This is a genomic window from Pseudorhodobacter sp. E13, from assembly GCF_003991405.1.
Taxonomy (GTDB): Bacteria; Pseudomonadota; Alphaproteobacteria; order Rhodobacterales; family Rhodobacteraceae; genus Pseudorhodobacter.
This window is the reverse complement of sequence record NZ_RPEN01000145.1, coordinates 13,718-30,169: the sequence shown is the minus strand read 5'-3', so window position 1 is coordinate 30,169 and position 16,452 is coordinate 13,718. Positions and strand designations below refer to the sequence as shown.

Annotated in this window: 19 protein-coding genes and 1 tRNA gene; 10 read left to right on the top strand and 10 right to left on the bottom strand. The window is 60.2% G+C overall.

Annotation, left to right across the window (positions count from 1 at the left end; genetic code table 11):
* Positions 1-75 precede the first annotated feature (75 nt).
* The 4 genes from EGN72_RS04175 to EGN72_RS04160 form a co-directional block, all read right to left on the bottom strand.
* On the bottom strand, positions 76-1,440 hold the full coding sequence (locus EGN72_RS04175; RefSeq protein WP_127045392.1) for an aspartate aminotransferase family protein: 1,365 nt from the start codon (positions 1,438-1,440) through the stop codon (positions 76-78).
* Positions 1,441-1,464: 24 nt separating this feature from the next.
* Positions 1,465-1,752, bottom strand: coding sequence for a putative quinol monooxygenase (locus EGN72_RS04170; protein WP_127045391.1), 288 nt, complete (start codon positions 1,750-1,752; stop codon positions 1,465-1,467).
* Between the two features lie 101 nt (positions 1,753-1,853).
* Positions 1,854-2,645 (bottom strand): tryptophan synthase subunit alpha, encoded by a 792-nt coding sequence (trpA, locus tag EGN72_RS04165; RefSeq protein ID WP_127045390.1) that lies wholly within the window; start codon positions 2,643-2,645, stop codon positions 1,854-1,856.
* Between the two features lie 93 nt (positions 2,646-2,738).
* Positions 2,739-3,146 (bottom strand): VOC family protein, encoded by a 408-nt coding sequence (locus EGN72_RS04160; protein ID WP_158623135.1) that lies wholly within the window; start codon positions 3,144-3,146, stop codon positions 2,739-2,741.
* A 115-nt stretch (positions 3,147-3,261) separates the two neighbouring features.
* Here EGN72_RS04160 and ychF point away from each other — a divergent pair, with 115 nt between their 5' ends.
* A complete protein-coding gene (gene ychF / locus EGN72_RS04155) occupies positions 3,262-4,359 on the top strand; it encodes a redox-regulated ATPase YchF (protein WP_127045388.1) in 1,098 nt (365 codons plus the stop codon).
* 188 nt (positions 4,360-4,547) lie between these two features.
* Here the strand turns inward: ychF and EGN72_RS04150 are convergent, their stop codons facing one another.
* Positions 4,548-5,777: a hypothetical protein gene (locus EGN72_RS04150; protein ID WP_127045387.1), complete on the bottom strand. Its 1,230-nt coding sequence runs from the start codon at positions 5,775-5,777 to the stop codon at positions 4,548-4,550.
* A 180-nt stretch (positions 5,778-5,957) separates the two neighbouring features.
* On the opposite strand from EGN72_RS04150, the gene EGN72_RS04145 reads away from it, so the two are divergent.
* The gene (locus EGN72_RS04145; protein WP_127045386.1) at positions 5,958-6,404 is read left to right on the top strand and encodes a YtoQ family protein; all 447 of its coding nucleotides are present in this window, start codon (positions 5,958-5,960) and stop codon (positions 6,402-6,404) included.
* A 62-nt stretch (positions 6,405-6,466) separates the two neighbouring features.
* Positions 6,467-6,556, top strand: a tRNA-Ser gene (locus EGN72_RS04140).
* Between the two features lie 294 nt (positions 6,557-6,850).
* Here EGN72_RS04140 and EGN72_RS04135 read toward each other — a convergent pair.
* From EGN72_RS04135 to EGN72_RS04115, 5 genes are read right to left on the bottom strand one after another with little or no spacing between them, the layout of a single operon-like run.
* Positions 6,851-7,306 (bottom strand): hypothetical protein, encoded by a 456-nt coding sequence (locus EGN72_RS04135; protein WP_127045385.1) that lies wholly within the window; start codon positions 7,304-7,306, stop codon positions 6,851-6,853.
* Between the two features lies 1 nt (position 7,307).
* Positions 7,308-8,312 (bottom strand): HIT family protein, encoded by a 1,005-nt coding sequence (locus tag EGN72_RS04130; protein WP_199743693.1) that lies wholly within the window; start codon positions 8,310-8,312, stop codon positions 7,308-7,310.
* 32 nt (positions 8,313-8,344) lie between these two features.
* Positions 8,345-8,758 carry a hypothetical protein gene (locus EGN72_RS04125; RefSeq protein WP_127045384.1) on the bottom strand — a complete coding sequence of 138 codons (414 nt, stop codon included), beginning with the start codon at positions 8,756-8,758 and terminating at the stop codon, positions 8,345-8,347.
* Positions 8,758-10,080, bottom strand: coding sequence for a recombinase family protein (locus EGN72_RS04120; protein ID WP_127045383.1), 1,323 nt, complete (start codon positions 10,078-10,080; stop codon positions 8,758-8,760). The genes EGN72_RS04125 and EGN72_RS04120 overlap by 1 nt, the downstream gene beginning before the upstream one ends.
* On the bottom strand, positions 10,077-10,532 hold the full coding sequence (locus EGN72_RS04115; RefSeq protein WP_127045382.1) for a DUF2924 domain-containing protein: 456 nt from the start codon (positions 10,530-10,532) through the stop codon (positions 10,077-10,079). Before EGN72_RS04115 ends, EGN72_RS04120 begins: the two co-directional genes overlap by 4 nt.
* Before the next feature lie 559 nt (positions 10,533-11,091).
* Here EGN72_RS04115 and EGN72_RS04105 point away from each other — a divergent pair.
* From EGN72_RS04105 to EGN72_RS04075, 7 genes are all read left to right on the top strand, one after another.
* Complete coding sequence (locus EGN72_RS04105; RefSeq protein WP_127045381.1) at positions 11,092-11,610, top strand: helix-turn-helix domain-containing protein; 519 nt, start codon at positions 11,092-11,094, stop codon at positions 11,608-11,610.
* Between the two features lie 104 nt (positions 11,611-11,714).
* A complete protein-coding gene (locus tag EGN72_RS04100) occupies positions 11,715-11,951 on the top strand; it encodes a hypothetical protein (protein WP_127045380.1) in 237 nt (78 codons plus the stop codon).
* Between the two features lie 116 nt (positions 11,952-12,067).
* Positions 12,068-12,790, top strand: coding sequence for an RNA polymerase sigma factor (locus tag EGN72_RS04095; protein WP_127045379.1), 723 nt, complete (start codon positions 12,068-12,070; stop codon positions 12,788-12,790).
* 84 nt (positions 12,791-12,874) lie between these two features.
* Entirely contained in the window at positions 12,875-13,102 is a 228-nt protein-coding gene (locus EGN72_RS04090) for a hypothetical protein (protein WP_127045378.1), read from the top strand.
* Positions 13,099-13,968 (top strand): ATP-binding protein, encoded by an 870-nt coding sequence (locus tag EGN72_RS04085; RefSeq protein WP_127045377.1) that lies wholly within the window; start codon positions 13,099-13,101, stop codon positions 13,966-13,968. Before EGN72_RS04090 ends, EGN72_RS04085 begins: the two co-directional genes overlap by 4 nt.
* Positions 13,969-14,069: 101 nt before the next feature.
* Positions 14,070-14,693: a hypothetical protein gene (locus EGN72_RS04080; RefSeq protein WP_127045376.1), complete on the top strand. Its 624-nt coding sequence runs from the start codon at positions 14,070-14,072 to the stop codon at positions 14,691-14,693.
* A 12-nt stretch (positions 14,694-14,705) separates the two neighbouring features.
* Positions 14,706-16,394, top strand: a complete 1,689-nt coding sequence (locus EGN72_RS04075; RefSeq protein ID WP_127045375.1) for a DEAD/DEAH box helicase — start codon at positions 14,706-14,708, stop codon at positions 16,392-16,394.
* Positions 16,395-16,452 lie beyond the last annotated feature (58 nt).

Sequence of the window (16,452 nt, the reverse complement as noted above, 5' to 3'; positions counted from 1 at the left end):
CCCTTCTTTCATCTTGGTCCAAATACCTTGGGGGGTCAGGGGGGCAAAGCCCCCCTGCGCCTGCCGCCCATACCCCTATGAGAACAAACTGTCCAACACCTCGGAAAAGGCCGCGATCAACCTGTCCACCTGCCGCTTTTTGGTGGCGGGGCTGATCAGCATCATGTTGTGAAAGGGCGCAATCAGACAACCACGGTTCACCAGCGCCAGATGCACGGCGCGTTCCACAGCGGGGCAATGCGCCTCCATCGCCTCGGTGCCATTGCGCAAGGGGCCGGGGGCGCAGATAAACTCCACCCGCGCACCAACGCGCACCACATGCCACGGTGCTCGCACCGCATTGATCGCGGTCGTCAAGCCCGCTTCCAGCCGGGCGGCCAGCTTTTCCATATGGTCATAGGATTTGCGGGTCATCACTTCGCCCAGATTGGCGCGCAGGGCGGCAAATTGCAGCGGGTTGCCCGACAGGGTGGTGCCCATGCCCGAATGGCCCGGCACGCGACCGGCATCGTAATCGGCAAAGCGGCGGGCCAGATCGGGCGCAAGGCCCCAGGCCGCACAGGCCACGCCCCCGGCAATGGATTTGCCGATCACAAACATATCGGCCCGCAATCCGTTGCCCTTGGCCCAGCCCCCCAGCCCGCTGGAAACGGTATGGGTTTCATCCATGATCAACAGCGTGCCTGCCGCATCGCAAGCCGTGCGCACCGTGCGCCAGAAGTTCGGGTCTGGCAGCACCATGCAGCAATTGGTCATCACCGGCTCGGCCAGAACGGCGGCCACATCGCCTTCGGCCAAAGCCGCTTGCAGCGCCGGGAGGTCGTTGAACTCCACTACCACCGCATGGGCCGCGGGGTCCGCCACCTGCCCGACCATGCCTGCGCGCGTCACGGTCTTGTCACCCTCCAGCGTGACCATCACATCCTCGACCGTGCCATGATAACAGCCGTTGAACACCAGAATCTTTGGCCGCCCCGTCACCGCACGCGCCACCCGGATGGCGCAGCGATTGGCGTCGGAGGCGGTCGTCGCGATCTGCCAGCGGAAATTGCCAAAACGCTTGGTCAGCAAGCGCCCGGCTTCCAGCGCATCAAGGCTGGGCAGCATATAGGTCAGCCCTGACTTGGCCTGCCGCGCCACCGCCTTGGCCACCGGCTCGGGGGAATGGCCGAACAGGCTACCGGTATCGCCAAGGCAGAAATCATCCAGACCAAAGCCATCCACATCGGTGATCCGCGCGCCCTTGGCGCTTTCGACCAGCAGCGGAAAGGGCATCGGCCAATCCCGCATCCAATGCATCGGCACCCCGGCCAGAAACGCCCCTTCGCCCATGTTCAGCGCATGTTGCGTATTGGGGCGGCTGGTGGCAAAGCGGGTGGCTTCGCGGGTTGCAAAGTGGCGCAGGTGGTCAGTCTCTATCCCGGCGATAAGGGTGGTCATGGTGGCCCTATGGTTCTGCGCGGATCAGCCGACCCGCGTCATCTCGTTCAAGGTCAGGCTTTCGATCCAGCCTTTGGTGGCCGCGTTATAGGCCGCCAAATGTGGCGCTTTCATGTGGTCCAACCATAAATCGCGGGTTTCCCAGTTTTCGTAAAACATGAAAAAGCCGGGTTTGTCATTGTCGCGGTGCATATCATATTGCAGGCAGCCCGCCTCTTGCCGGGTCGCGGCGATCAGCTTGTGCATTTCCGCGATCAGCGCGTCCTCTTTGCCGGGGACAGCCTGTATTTGGGCAAGAATGGTCAGAACCATGACAGAGACTTTCGCTAAAAGGGGGGCGGGGGCGGTGGGTTGCCACCCACCCTACGCCCGGAAATGGAAGCCGGAAACAGACCCCGAAGGCAGACCCCGGATCAACCGCGATGCGCGCCAGCGGCAAGGGCCGCCACACGGGCCAGCACCTCGGCCACGGGTTTACCCTCGCCAATGTCTTTCACGATGGCAGAGCCGACAACGCAACCATCCGCGATCCCGGCAATCGCCTCGGCGGCCTCGGGCGTGGTGATGCCAAAGCCGACGATGACCGGCAGGTCCGTCCTGGCCTTGATCCGGGCCACTTCGGGGGCGACATCCGCCGCCTCGGGCGCCGCCGCCCCTGTGATCCCGGTGATCGAGACGTAATAGACAAAACCGCTGGTGTTTTGCAGCACCTTCGGCAAGCGCTTGTCATCGGTGGTCGGCGTGGCCAAACGGATGAAATTGAGCCCTGCCTTTTGCGCTGGGATACATAGTTCGTCATCTTCCTCGGGCGGCAGGTCGACGATGATCAGCCCATCAATTCCGGCCGCTTTGGCTTGGGACAGGAACAGATCCACCCCCCGGCTGTAGATCGGGTTGTAATAACCCATCATCACGATCGGGGTCGTATCATCGCCCTTGCGGAAGTCGGTCACCATGGCCAGCGTCTTGTCCAGCGTCATGCCGCCTTCCAGCGCGCGCTGACCGGCAAGCTGGATCGTCGGGCCATCCGCCATCGGGTCGGTGAAGGGCAGACCAATCTCGATGATATCCACCCCCGCCCCCGGCAGGCCCTTCATCACCGCAAGCGAGGTTTCCACATCCGGGTCGCCCGCCATGATATAGGAAACGAATGCCTTCTTGCCCGAAGCCTTCAGGGCGGCAAATTTCTGGTCAATCCGGGTCATCGTGGCGTCCTTATAAATGTCACCGCCCGGTTTGCCGAAACGAGGCGCGGAAATCAATGCCTCACGTGGTTTTGGGCCGCCGCAGGCCGCGTTTCACATCGCGCCGGGGACCGAGATCATCCAATGCGTGCCGAAACGGTCCTTGCCCATGCCGAAACCGGGCGACCAGAAGGTGGGGGCGAAGGCCATGATTTCCTCTCCGCCTTGCATCAGCCGATCAAACACCGCTTTGGCCGCCGGGGCATCGGGTTCAAAATGGCTGACGGTGACCGAGGCTTGCGGTGCCCCTTCGGTGCCGGGCGGGTAGTCCGAGGCCATCATCATGCCCATCGACGCCATCAAAAGCGCATTCATCACCAGCGGGCTTTTGGCCAGTTCGGGCGGCGCGTCCGGCATCTCGCTATAGCGGCGGATCGTCAGCTTGCCGCCGAAAACCTCGGCATAAAATGCCATCGCCTCGGCGCAATTGCCTTGAAAATGCAGATAGGGTGTAAAGCTCATCTCAAATCCTCCTGCCCGCAGCATGGCACAGCCGGCCGGCTGCGCAAAGCGTCCTGCTTGCGGATTGCAGGGGTTTTGGCCTATGAGGGCCGGGAAACCGGATGGAGAGAAGAGCATGGGATTTCGCATGGGGATCGTCGGGCTGCCGAATGTGGGCAAGTCTACCCTTTTCAACGCGCTGACCCGCACGGCGGCGGCGCAGGCGGCGAACTTTCCGTTCTGCACGATTGAGCCGAATGTCGGCGATGTGGCGGTGCCAGATGCGCGGCTGGAAAAGCTGGCGGCGATTGCAGGCTCCAAGCAGATCATTCCCACACGGATGACCTTTGTCGATATCGCGGGGCTTGTGCGCGGGGCCTCCAAGGGGGAGGGGTTGGGCAACCAGTTTCTGGCCAATATCCGCGAATGTGACGCGATTGCCCATGTTCTGCGCTGCTTTGAAGATGATGACATCACCCATGTCGAGGGCAAGATCGACCCCGTGGCCGATGCCGAGACGATTGAAACCGAACTGATGCTGGCCGATCTGGAATCGATTGAGCGGCGTTTGGCGAACTTGGCCCGCAAGATCAAAGGCGGCGACAAGGATGCGGGCGATCAGGTGCGGCTGCTTCAGATGGCGCAAAAGGTGCTGGAGGATGGCAAGCCCGCGCGGTCGGTCGAGGTGGCCGAGGATGACAAGCGGAACTGGAAGCTGCTGCAACTGCTGACCTCCAAGCCCGTGCTGTTCGTGTGCAATGTCGAGGAATCTTCGGCGGCGAACGGCAATTCCCAATCCGCCCGCGTGGCGGAAATGGCGGCCAAGCAAGGCGCGGGCATGGTCGTGATCTCGGCCCGGATTGAGGAAGAAATCAGCCAGCTTGCCGCCGATGAAGCCGCGATGTTTCTGGAGGAAATGGGGCTGGAAGAAGCGGGGCTGGATCGCCTTATTCGGGCGGGTTACCAGCTTTTGGGCCTGCAAACCTATTTCACCGTCGGCCCCAAGGAAGCGCGGGCCTGGACGATCCCGAAAGGCACGCTGGCCCCGCAGGCGGCGGGGGTCATTCATGGCGATTTTGAGAAGGGCTTCATCCGCGCTGAAACCGTTGGCTATGACGATTATATCGCCGGAAACGGCGAGGCCGGGGCCAAGGAAGCGGGCAAATTCCGGGTGGAAGGCAAGACCTATCTGGTGAAAGACGGCGACGTGCTGCACTTCCTGTTTTCCGGCTGACCAGTGATGCTCCGCAGGTATGAATCGCGCGCGATTCATATTCTAAGGCACTGAAAACCAAAGGTAACGGGATTTATTTTAACCGAATTTTAACGCGGTCGCACAAGCGGTGTGGCCGCGTTTTTATGTTCTGTTGGGGGGAGTCGGGGTGATTTGGGGTGGTGGGGTGCACCCCCACCTTACTGGATTTAGATTATGAGGGAGTAAGCAATCCACAACAAAATGGCTGTGGGCAGGATGACTGCAACACTCGCGCGGGCATAGCCCCAAAGCGTGGCCCGACCGATGGTGCGAAGCATTTGGTCAATCTCAATTTCCGCAAACGGTTTTGTGACGGGCTGCGCCGCAAGTTTCGCGGCGACTGGGTGCAGTAGCCGTGACTTTTGCGTCCAGACAGCCCCCAAACCTGCGATCAGGTGCACAAGCGTCGGGACCAATGTCGTAGCGGCCATCAAGTAAAGGGTGATGCCTTGCTTTGGATCGGCGTGGATGCTGGCCCAAAAGGCGCGCCAGTCAAGCGGAGCGGTGGCGGGGCTAAGGGCGGACCATATCTCTAGCGCGCCGACAAGGGCAGCGAGAAGCAACAGCAAGCAACACGCTGCCAAAGCCAGATCCAGCAGCATTTGGGCGAGGATGATCCAGACGACGGGCCTTTGCGCAAGAACCCTTGCCAGAAAAAAGCGGGTGATGGCGAGTGACAGCAGGTCGGCCGCAGCGTTCAGGACGGGAAGGAGGACGTAGAGGAGAAAGATCATCAAAGCCGCGTCAATATCGGCAGCGACAACGGCAAAGGCAACGGCAACGGCAACGGCAGCGACAACGGCAAAGGCAAAGGCAAAGGCAAAGGCAAGAACTTCAACCAACACCCGGCCCACCTTCGATAGAAAACTGGGCCGGGTGTTGGGATCGTCAAGCGGTTTGAAAAGCTTATTAACCACAAACTGCGAAAAACTTTCTTCGTTTTTAACAATATTCAAGGCTGTGGCAGCCCCTGCGGCAAACAGCACCAAGCGCAATGCGCGTTCAAACCCCGAACCAGTATCGCGAAAAATCGAAATTCCGGCTGGTGCCCAAATGTTGAACAGGCCCCAACCGATCAGCAAGGCCAGCAGCGGGTAAACAAAGGCGAGGGTTAAGCAGGTGCCATAAGCACGCCAAGACAAAAGGCGTTCGCCATACCAGCGGTTGGCAAAGCCCAAGACGCGATCCAGTGACTGGAAATAAGCATCACTGCCGCTGCTTTGGTAGGTCTGCGCAAGAGCGGACCATGAGGCCGGATCGCGCAGCATTTTCTCGGTAGGGACGGCGCGAAAGTGGCTGGCTAGAAAGCCGATTGCCAAGATCAGCAGCGGGAATGCAACACCCAGCAATGCCAGCCCGCCGCTGTTGTCGTTTGCCCATGTCCAAAGATCACTCATTATGCATTGCCTTAAAGGGTCTTTCGCAATGGGTAGCGTGGTCAGTTATGCGGGGGCACGTGTTTTTGGCGCAGGTGACATTGGGCTGGCCGGTTGTTTGTTGACACTTCTTCAAACAGCGAGCAGTCGCTGGTTGGCCCGGGGCGCGGGGGCTGTTAAGGTCGCGCAAAGGCGGAGGGGATGATGAAGGTTTATCTGGCGGGGGAAATTCATTCCGATTGGCGGGCCGAGGTGGCTGCGGGCTGCGAGGGGTTGGATGTGGTGTTCACCGGGCCGGTGACGGACCATGCCGCCTCGGATGATTGCGGGGTGGCGATCATGGGGGCGGAGGCCGACAAGTTCTGGAATGACCACAAGGGCGCCAAGCTGAACGCGATCCGCACGCGCAGGGATCTGGCGGCGGCGGATGTGGTGGTGGTTCGCTTTGGCGACAAATACAAGCAGTGGAATGCGGCCTTTGACGCGGGACAGGCGGCAGCGATGGGTAAATCGCTGATTGTGATGCACGGGGCCGAGCATCAGCATGCGCTGAAAGAGGTGGATGCGGCGGCCTTGGCGGTGGTGGAACGCCCCGAGCAGGTGGCGCAGATTTTGCGCTATGTGCTGGAGGGGCGTTTGCCCGCGTAATTCAGCCCGCGCGTGTTTTCACCCTTGCCCAGAGGGCGCGGCGTTGTTAAATGGGCATCGTCGGAGGCGTGGCTGAGAGGCCGAAAGCACTCGGTTGCTAACTGAGCGTACGGGAGACCGTACCGTGGGTTCGAATCCCACCGCCTCCGCCACCTACACTTGCCGAAACTGTTGATGGGCCCTTGCGGGGGCCTTTTTTGTTTTGGTTTCAAAGGGGTTTACGCTGACAGGCCGCCCCATAGAGACTGCGAAACCACAAAGAATTGGTCTCCAAACGCAGTTTGTCTCTAAACGAGCGCCCCAGCCCTGCAATGGGACGCTTTAGAAAAGATGAATATCTGCAGTGACTTGCAGATTAAACACGCCCGCCCTTTTCGAAAACGTGACTGATACCACAAAACGATGCGAATGCTTGGGTCGGTCACAGGGCGCTCGCCTTGGCCGCATCAGAGGGGATTGAGATAAGGCTTTACGCCGAAGACTGCACCGCGGCGTGCAGCACGTTCTAACTCGTAGGCGTCTGCTGACGTTTCGACCAATGCATAGGCATAATCGAGGTGGTCGTGGATGAATGTCTTTGTGCGTGCATCCAGCGTCAGCGCGCCGCTTGCGAACAGTGAAAGTTCGTCCGCTTTGAGCGAGGGTATAACGAACCGGTTCGCCACGTAGACACAGAACTGGTCGCCAGACAGCCTACCGCTTGCATGACTATTGAGGCGGGTTACTAGTCCGTACCTCTTGGGCGCGGCCTTTCCCTTGCTGTCGATCTCTCGCCCAGACATGCCGCAATAGATGAGTTCGTCGTCCCTCCAAATTGCATAAACACCTGCGGCAACCGCGGGCACGCTAAGGTTGGGCCAAGACGCAAAACGAAACCGCGGGGAAAACCGATCTCTGCTCATCCTAATACTTTTGCCTGTCTGGAATCACCCCACGAACGCCACCTCGGGGGTCAGCGACGTCGCCCTTCCTGCGCGGGATGAGGTGGACATGGACATGGAAGATGGTCTGGCCGGCCTCAGCGCCTGCGTTGATGCCGACATTGAAGCCTGTGACAGTGGGATCTGCCGCGAGGATTTGTTCGCGTTGTGCCCCGAGCATTGATTGCATCGCGTTCAATTCGGGCTGGTAGAGGTCAAAGTAATCGGCCACGTGCCGCTTTGGGATGACCAACGTATGCAATGGGGTAACCGGAAATCCATCGCGGATCGCGTAGCAGAGCTCGTTTTCGGCGACGACCCTGTCGGGATCGATCCTGCAAAACAGGCAGGCTTCGTCTCTGACGCCGTAGGAGGTCAGAACGTCACGGAAATCGGTGTCGTCCCTGTCACGCTTGTTCGTGTTGCATGTGACGCAGAGCGTTTGAAAATTGCTCAAATCGTCGCTGCCGCCTTTGGCGCGCGGCACGATATGGTCGACATGCAGGGCTGCCTGTTCTTCGTGGGCCCCACATAGCTCACAGCGGTGCTTGGCACGCTTCAGCACCTCATAGCGTACTGAACCGGGGACATAGCCATCCGAAAGCCCGCGGTGCCCCCAAATTCCATCTCCACGTTGGTCAACGTACCCGGACAGGCGTTGCTGGCATAGGTCGACGAGCGCGGTGACCTCGTGGTTGGACAGTTCGTTGCTGGCCAACCTGTATCCGACAATCCGCCGCCCATCCTTGATCGGCTGGATCAAGCCATTTTGCGTGAGGACTTTGCCGACCATGTTCTTGGTGCGGATTTCATAATACTCGACCTGCGAGCGATCGTAGCTCAGCAGAGCCTTTGCAATATCCTCGGTCGATGCGGTGCCGCCCTTTTCCAGCAGAACCTGAAGCATGACCGGCTGGTACACATGCGACATCCGCATCTGGTCACGGATGTAGGTCTCAAGCTGTTGAAAGGTCAGGTTTGTGCTCATGGGCCGAACGTGGCCGATAAGCCAAAGGAAATCTAGCCTTGGTCATGTCTTGACGCGTCGGAAGCTTCGCCGAACACAATCGCTGCCTGTTCGTGCCACGGCAACGATGTGCAATCCACCAGTTGCATCACGGTCGCTGACATGAGCTCCCGCTTGAAGATCAGCCGTTTCAGCACCTCTGGCGCAAGATATGCAAGGCGAAGCTGCCGACTGATATGGCGCTCCGCAAGGTTCACGGCGTTTGCCAGGTCGCGGACAGTGCCGAACTCGCCAGCCTCCATGCGCCGCCGCCATGCCCAAGCGCGGCCGATGGCGCGCAGAATATGCGGGTCTTGCGCTTGATCGTGGCTGGGCAGGTAATCCGCTGGCGGCATGATCTTCGGCCGCCCGTTTTTCCTGCGGATCTTGAGCGGCACGAAGACCTGAATGGTGTCGAACGCGCTCATTACTCTGCCGCCTCAAGCTGTCGTGGGGTCATCATTTCGCGCATGACGCCCGCGATGCCGTCAGTACGCAGGTCGATGACGAGCCCTTCTGCGGTCACTGTGACGCGCCGTACAAGCAACTGAATGATACGCGCCTGTTCAGCTGGGAAAAGCTGTGTCCACAGCTCTGGAAAGTCCCTGAGGGCCGCGATTACATCAGCCTCCGGAATGTCATCCCGGCCCAAGGCAGAGATGACGTTGGCTGCGGTTTCTGGTGTGCGCAGCACCCTGCGGATTTCGGCAACCACCGCCGCCTCGGCAGTATCTGCAGGGAGGCGGCGAGGAATGCCATCCTCGGGCGTCTCCCGGTTCTTCAGAAGATCCATCGACACATAGTAACGATATCTTCGGGTACCCTTCTTGGTGCTGGACGGCGTCATGGCCGCACCCGTTGCAGTGAAGAGAAGTCCCTTCAACAATGCGGACGTTTGCGTCCGAGTGTTGTTTGCCCGCTTTCGGGGGCTTTCACCCATGATGTCATGCACCTGCTCCCAAAGGCGAGTGTCGATGATGGCCTTATGTTCTCCGGCGTATGCCTTGCCTTTGTGAACGGCTTCTCCGCGATAGACCCGGTTGTTCAGCAGTCGATAGAGGTAGCCCTTATCGATCAGCGCGCCTTGTTTGCTGCGGAACCCATCGTTGCGCAGTTCGCGGGCCAGAACGGTGGCAGAGCCTACCTCAACAAAACGCTCAAACACCATGCGGACCTTGGCGGCTTCCTCTTCGTTAACGACCAGCTTGCGGTCGACGACATCATAGCCGAGAGGCACATAGCCCCCCATCCACATGCCCTTCATGCGCGAGGCCTTCACCTTGTCGCGAATGCGCTCGGCAGTGACCTCACGTTCGAATTGTGCAAAACTTAGCAGAATATTCAGGGTCAATCGGCCCATGGATGTTGTGGTATTGAAGCTTTGCGTGACCGAGACGAAGGTAACCCCGTTGCGGTCAAAGACCTCCACCAGCTTAGAAAAGTCCATCAGAGAGCGCGACAGACGGTCGATTTTGTAGACGACAACCACGTCCACGAGGCCGTCCTCGATGTCGGCCAGAAGCTGCTTCAGCCCAGGGCGCTCCAATGTGCCACCTGAGATGCCGCCATCGTCATATTGATCGCGAACCAGCGCCCATCCCTCTGACTTCTGGCTGGCGATGTAAGCCTCGCAGGCTTCCCGTTGGGCATGCAGGCTGTTGAACTCCTGCTCGAGTCCTTCCTCGCTCGACTTGCGGGTGTAAATGGCGCAGCGCAGGCGGCGGGCGGGCTTTGTCACATGTTCCTTCATGCCTCACCCCGTTTCCGCTCTCGCAGCCCAAAGAAGCGATAGCCGTTCCAGCGGGTGCCGGTGATGGCGCGTGCCACGGCGGACAGCGACTTGTAGCGCTGGCCACCCCATTCAAAGCCCTCTTTCAGCACGGTCACGGTGTGGGCGATGCCATCCCATTCGCGGATGAGCTTGGTGCCCACCACGGGGTTACGGGGATCGGCAATCTGTGCCTTACGCGTCAGTGTGCCCTCGACCTCGTCGGCAAGTAAGTCCAGAAGCCGTCGCGTTTGCTTGTCCGGGCCGCCATAGGTCAGTTCCTGGATTCGATAAGCCAAACGGCTTTCTAGGAACGTGCGGCTGTTGTTCGGGGCGGGCGCATCAAACAGTGCCTGCCATTCAGCCTTCAGCTCGTTGACGGTCATGTTTTTTAGGGCTGCCAGTCGCGCCAGGATGGGTTCGTGTGTCGTCATGCGGATCTCCTCCGAGTTGGACCCGCAGTACCGCTCTGTTCGGGGCGGAAGTGTAGGGAACAGTCTCCAGTATTTCGGGAGAGATGGCCGCGTTCGCGCTCCTTGAGGCGCACCACTGCCGTGGCCAGCAGGTCATAGAGTTCGGTGCGGCGTTCATGCGCCGTCATGTGGTCGGGGTGCAGGGGATTGGGTCTGCGCATTCCGGTTTGTGCCTCCCAGCCGCTCGAAGCGAGCAGCATTCGAAGGGAGAAAGCCAAGTGTGCTTGCTAAACGGGACATCGAACGCGGGCGGCTCCCTGGATAAGACGCCAGGTTCCGGTGGCCCTAGTCGAAAAAAACAATTTTGCAGCTAAACACCACTGGTCATATCCGACCATAGGCAATTCTACTGTTTATTTCACTTACGGTTCATGTAGCTAAATTCATGCTACTTCAGGAGCCACCAGTGACTAGTCCCTATAGTCAGCTATGACATGACCCTAGCGTCATGAGTGGCCATAGCGGGGCATCTTGCACGCAGGCCAATGCCGCATCATGTTCTGTCGAAAGGAGATCACAAATGGCCGAGCAGAATCAAGAAAATAGTGGTGGCGATCTTAACGCCGAGCCCGGAAAGGGTGCCAAGTCTATCGCCGCCCGTTGGGGACTGAAAGTCACCAAGATCGGTTACTGTCCGGTCCCCTCGCTCTTGTTGCGGGCGCAGCGGCGGTTGGGTCTAAACCCCTCACAACTCGCGGTCCTTCTCCAAATCATAGAACACTGGTGGGATGCGAGCCGTGCGCCCTATCCGAGCAAAGCTGAGCTCTCGGACCGCCTTGGGATCAGCGAGCGGCAGATCCAGAGATACATCAGTGAGATGGAACAAAGTGGCCTTCTTACCCGCGTTGCCTACTATGGCGACAGTGGGGGGCGGGAGAATAATCGCTACGATCTCTCAGGTCTCGTGAAACGCCTTGCTGAAATCGCGCCGGATTTCATCGCCGAACGCGAGGAGCGAAAGAAAAAGCGCAAGGCTGCTGCCATGCCCGGCGGTGGCAAGCGCCGGACTGCCCGCGTGAAAGCGGAAACTACTCCCTAATCCTCAAAGGCCTTGAGCCACTTGAGAAGTAAGACACGGAGCCGCGAATAGCGCTGCTCCGAACAATCCTCTCATGCCCACAGACGCCCAAAGGAGCGCACATCATGATGTTCGACGACACAGTCAGAAAGGGCAGTGGCTGCGGCCAACGCCATAGCCATCACACTACCGAAGTTTCCAGCAACGCCGATTGGCGGTGCGATCACTGCGGCAAACTTCTTGGAAAGGCCAAGGGTGGACAAATGCACATCCTTCGTAAGCCCTTTGAGCTTTTTGCGAGCTTTCCGGTGACGGCAAGGTGTCCCGGTTGCACTCGGCTGAACCTGCGCAACAGCGGCTAGGCGCGCGCTTACCGACGCTCAGCAGCTCCGAACATTCCCTCTAAACCTAGAGACGCATGACGTCCTGACCTGGCCACGAGAAGGCGCTGGACGCCTGGCCGTAAGGCAGGCGTCCAATGTGTCTCGCATGGCACGAGATCCGTGATCAGCTCACGGTTTCTTCTACTACGTTCAGTTTTCAGCGTGGCTTCGATGCCATCCGGCGTTCGCAGGCCTCGCTGAAACCCTACCGCGATCCAGCATCATTGCTTGACGCGTTGCACCGCAAAACGTGTGACGGCGATGCGAAAAACCGTATCCTCGTCGCATTGATTGAAGCGGCGCAAGCTGATGATCCTTCCGCCGATACGGCGCTGACGTTCCTGTTGTTGGCGCTCTGGCCCGGGCTTGATGCAATCAGGCGGCGGTCGATCTGGCGCAAGCTGGGCGCCCTCGATGAAATCGCCTCCGACGTCTTGGCGCGAACCGTTGACGTTTTGCGCAGCCTGGATCTGGGCCGCGTCAACTGGGTTGCCGCCACGGTTTTGCGGAACGTCGAACGGGATATGATCCGGGCACGCAACCGCGAAGCTGGGCGGGCTAAACTTGGCGGCGACATCGCGCCTGATGAAGTCTCCGCCCACGAACTCGGACTGCAATCGCTGCCCGAGGACGCGGCTCTCCCTGGCCATCTGCATAAACTGCTCGGCGCGGATGCGCTTCTGGTGATCCGCGTTGCCATCGAGGGCTATTCGCAAGTCGAAGCTGGTGTTGAGCTGGGCCTGACTGAGGCCGCTGCTCGCAAACGCTACCAACGTGCGCTTCGCAAACTGCGCGACGCCCTCGCAGACATCCCCTGAGCGCATGTCCCGATCTGGCTCCGCCGTCGGCTTTTCCCACTTGAGCGCCTGGAGCGCCGTCCCTCCAACCGAAAGTGGACATGCATGAACATGACTGCCGATCTATCGCTTGAGAACTACCGCCGCCTCCCGGGGCTGTACCGCCGCTGGGAATTGACAGAGGTCTGCGAGCCCAACCGCAACTATCAGATCGAGGATGCGGGAACCCATGCCGACGGTACGCCGCTTCTGGCGATTTACGTCAGCGAAGCCGCATATGCGGGGACGGACCTGGGCACAAACGAAGTGCTGATGAGTGGAGTGCGCAAATGAGCCTCCCGATCATCAGCGCCGATGAACGACTCGCGCAACGCAAGGGTATCAAGGGCGTCATCTTCGGCCGGTCTGGTATCGGCAAAACGTCACTTTTGTGGACCCTGCATGCCCAGACCACGCTTTTTCTGGACCTGGAGGCTGGCGATCTTTCCGTTGAAGGCTTGGAGATCGATACGCTAAGGCCGCGCACATGGAAGGAGTGCCGCGATTTCGCGGTGTTCATCGGTGGACCAAACCCCGCACTTCGCGACGACCAGCCTTATAGCGAGGCGCATTTCGCGGAAGTGTGCAGCCGGTACGGCGACTCCGCGGTAATCGAAAAGTATCAGACCGTCTTTATTGACTCGATCACCGTGGCCGGCCGGCTCTGCTTTCAATGGTGTCGCGGGCAACCGGAAGCTTTCTCGGACAAAACGGGCAAGGCCGACATTCGCGGTGCCTATGGGCTCCATGGCCGCGAAATGATCGCCTGGCTCACGCATCTGCAGCACGCGCGCGGCAAAAATGTCTGGTTTGTAGGAATCCTTGACGAGAAGCTTGATGACTTCAATCGCAAGGTTTTCCAGCCGCAGATCGACGGCAGCAAGACCGGCCTCGAACTGCCAGGCATCGTCGATCAGGTCGTCACTATGGCTGACATCCCCGATGCAGAGGGCAAGCCGCAGCGGGCATTTGTCTGTCAGACGCTGAACATGTGGGGGTTTCCGGCCAAGGACCGCTCAGGCCGTCTTGAGTTGGTCGAACCCCCGCATCTTGGCCGCCTTATGGAAAAGATCCAGCGCCCGTCCGGGCCGGCTTCTGCGCGGCTCGCATGGCCTGTGGTGACCCCGGCCGATCCCTCGAACGAGCCTGACCGCGGCTGAAAAGCCTGCAGCGGCACCCGGTGTCCCGATCGGGGCTCCGGGTTGGCTTTTCCCATTCGACGCCCCTGAGCGTCCCCCATCAACACACACGGAGCCGCGCAATGACCGGACCATGGAACGACTTCAACTCGGCGCAATCGAACACCAACGTCATCCCGAAAGGCACGATTGCCAAGGTTCGCCTGACCCTGCGTCCCGGCGGCTTTGATGATGCCTCTCAGGGGTGGACTGGAGGATGGGCGCGTCGCGCCACGACCGGCGCCGTCTATCTCGATGCCGAATACACAGTTCTTGAGGGCCTTTATGCCCGTCGCAAGATTTGGTCGCTGATCGGGCTCTACAGCCCGAAGGGACCGGAGTGGGGCAATATGGGGCGTGGCTTGGTTCGGGGCATTCTGAACTCTGCACGCGGCGTGTCTGACAAGGACAACTCTCCCGAAGCTCAGCTCCGCCGCCGGATCAACGGCTTTGGTGATCTTGATGGACTTGAGTTTGTCGCCCGCATTGACATCGGCCAGGACACAAACGGCGACGACAAGAACGAGATCCGCGCCGCCGTGACGCCGGATCATCGGGACTATGCCGCGGTGATGGGTGCGGTAAACCCTCAAACGCCTGTGGCCTTGTCGCAGGGCTATGCGCCCCAGCAGTTCGCCAGTGCCCCCCAAACCATCCAGCCCGCTTCCGCGCCCGGTCATTCCGGTCGGCCGAGCTGGGCGAAGTAAGGGGGGGTGGCCATGCGTTTGCGTCCCCGCCAAAAGACATTCGTCGATCGCAGCTTGGCTGCGCTCGCCGCCCGCGGCAACACACTTGGTGTCGCGCCCACCGGCGCGGGCAAAACGGTCATGCTCTCGGCAGTTACCGGTGAGATGATCGGCGACGGTGCCAAGGCTTGCGTGCTCGCGCATCGTGACGAGCTGACTGCGCAGAACCGCGCCAAGTTCCAGCGCGTAGTGCCGGGTGTCGCCACATCGGTAATTGATGCGAGCGAGAAATCTTGGGGCGGACAGGTCGCCTTCGCGATGGTTCCCACCCTGGCACGCGCCTCGAACCTCGCCGACATGCCGCGCCTTGATCTGTTGGTCATCGACGAAGCCCATCATGCCGTTGCCGACAGCTATCGCCGCATAATTGACCGGGTCCGCGAGGCCAATCCCGATGCCCGCATCTTCGGGGTCACGGCGACACCGAACCGGGGCGACAGGAAGGGACTGCGTGAGGTCTTCGACAACGTCGCCGACCAGGTGCGGCTGGGCGAGCTCATCGCCTCTGGCCACCTCGTGCTGCCGCGCACCTTCGTCATCGACGTCGGCGTGCAAGACGAGCTGCGGTCAGTCCGCAAGTCGATGTCGGATTTTGACATGGCTGAGGTGGCGGGGATTATGGACCGCGCCCCTGTGACCGACGAAGTGATCCGTCACTGGAAGGAGAAGGCGGGCGACCGGCAGACTGTGGTGTTCTGCTCCACCGTCGCCCATGCCGAGCACGTTACCGATGCATTCCGGGCGGCGGGTGTTTCCGCCGCGCTGATTCACGGCGACCTCGCGGCTGAGACCCGCAAGGCGATCCTTGCCGACTACGCCGAGGGCAGCATCCGCGTTATCGTGAATGTGGCCGTGCTGACCGAAGGTTGGGATCACCCGCCCACCTCCTGCGTCGTGCTGCTGCGCCCCAGTTCCTACAAGTCCACGATGATCCAGATGGTCGGCCGGGGACTGCGCACGGTTGACCCGGAGGAACACCCTGGCGTCTTCAAGACAGACTGCGTTGTGCTGGATTTCGGTACCTCAAGCCTGATCCACGGCACACTGGAACAGGACGTCGATCTCGATGGCAGGACAGAGGGTGGCGACGCGCCCACCAAGACCTGTCCCTGTTGTGAGGCGGCGATTCCTCTCGCTTGTACGGAATGCCCGCTCTGCGGCGAGGCCTTCCCACGTGAGGAGGAGGGGGGCGGCGAAAGCAGCGCTGCAGCGCCTTTGTCGGGCTTCATGATGACTGAAATTGACCTACTGGAGCGCTCGAGCTTCGCCTGGGTTGATCTCTTCGGAAACGACGACGCGCTAATGGCTGCAGGCTTCAATGGCTGGGGGGGCATTTTCTGGAAGAATGGCGTCTGGTACGCGATCGGTGGGGCCAAGGGCGTGCGTCCGCATCTTCTTGGCATCGGCGAGCGCACTGTATGCCTTGCCCAGGCTGATGACTGGCTGAACACCCACGAAACCGATGAGAGCGCTTTCAAGACGCGCGGCTGGCTGGGGCAGCCCCCGACTGAAAAGCAACTGAAATACCTGCCACCCGAATGCCGACATGACTTCGGCCTGACGCGCTATCGCGCCTCGGCGCTCATGACATTTGGCTTCAACAAGCAGGGCATCAATCAGCTGATCAGTAGCGCGGCAGCCCCGGCCCGGAGGGCGGCATGATCCATGGCGTTCTCTGCCCCCATCAGCACCGAGGAACGGCGCAGGCTCTGGCACCCGC

Excerpts from the sequence above, each read along its gene's own strand:
- EGN72_RS04135 (WP_127045385.1), bottom strand. The coding sequence starts at position 7,306 with ATGAGCAGAGATCGGTTTTCCCCGCGGTTTCGTTTTGCGTCTTGGCCC.
- EGN72_RS04095 (WP_127045379.1), top strand. The coding sequence starts at position 12,068 with ATGTGTCTCGCATGGCACGAGATCCGTGATCAGCTCACGGTTTCTTCT.
- EGN72_RS04160 (WP_158623135.1), bottom strand. The coding sequence starts at position 3,146 with ATGAGCTTTACACCCTATCTGCATTTTCAAGGCAATTGCGCCGAGGCG.
- EGN72_RS04085 (WP_127045377.1), top strand. The coding sequence starts at position 13,099 with ATGAGCCTCCCGATCATCAGCGCCGATGAACGACTCGCGCAACGCAAG.
- ychF (WP_127045388.1), top strand. The coding sequence starts at position 3,262 with ATGGGATTTCGCATGGGGATCGTCGGGCTGCCGAATGTGGGCAAGTCT.
- EGN72_RS04105 (WP_127045381.1), top strand. The coding sequence starts at position 11,092 with ATGGCCGAGCAGAATCAAGAAAATAGTGGTGGCGATCTTAACGCCGAG.
- EGN72_RS04170 (WP_127045391.1), bottom strand. The coding sequence starts at position 1,752 with ATGGTTCTGACCATTCTTGCCCAAATACAGGCTGTCCCCGGCAAAGAG.
- EGN72_RS04145 (WP_127045386.1), top strand. The coding sequence starts at position 5,958 with ATGATGAAGGTTTATCTGGCGGGGGAAATTCATTCCGATTGGCGGGCC.
- EGN72_RS04080 (WP_127045376.1), top strand. The coding sequence starts at position 14,070 with ATGACCGGACCATGGAACGACTTCAACTCGGCGCAATCGAACACCAAC.
- EGN72_RS04115 (WP_127045382.1), bottom strand. The coding sequence starts at position 10,532 with ATGACGACACACGAACCCATCCTGGCGCGACTGGCAGCCCTAAAAAAC.
- EGN72_RS04130 (WP_199743693.1), bottom strand. The coding sequence starts at position 8,312 with ATGAGCACAAACCTGACCTTTCAACAGCTTGAGACCTACATCCGTGAC.
- EGN72_RS04120 (WP_127045383.1), bottom strand. The coding sequence starts at position 10,080 with ATGAAGGAACATGTGACAAAGCCCGCCCGCCGCCTGCGCTGCGCCATT.
- trpA (WP_127045390.1), bottom strand. The coding sequence starts at position 2,645 with ATGACCCGGATTGACCAGAAATTTGCCGCCCTGAAGGCTTCGGGCAAG.
- EGN72_RS04175 (WP_127045392.1), bottom strand. The coding sequence starts at position 1,440 with ATGACCACCCTTATCGCCGGGATAGAGACTGACCACCTGCGCCACTTT.
- EGN72_RS04150 (WP_127045387.1), bottom strand. The coding sequence starts at position 5,777 with ATGAGTGATCTTTGGACATGGGCAAACGACAACAGCGGCGGGCTGGCA.
- EGN72_RS04090 (WP_127045378.1), top strand. The coding sequence starts at position 12,875 with ATGAACATGACTGCCGATCTATCGCTTGAGAACTACCGCCGCCTCCCG.
- EGN72_RS04075 (WP_127045375.1), top strand. The coding sequence starts at position 14,706 with ATGCGTTTGCGTCCCCGCCAAAAGACATTCGTCGATCGCAGCTTGGCT.
- EGN72_RS04100 (WP_127045380.1), top strand. The coding sequence starts at position 11,715 with ATGATGTTCGACGACACAGTCAGAAAGGGCAGTGGCTGCGGCCAACGC.
- EGN72_RS04125 (WP_127045384.1), bottom strand. The coding sequence starts at position 8,758 with ATGAGCGCGTTCGACACCATTCAGGTCTTCGTGCCGCTCAAGATCCGC.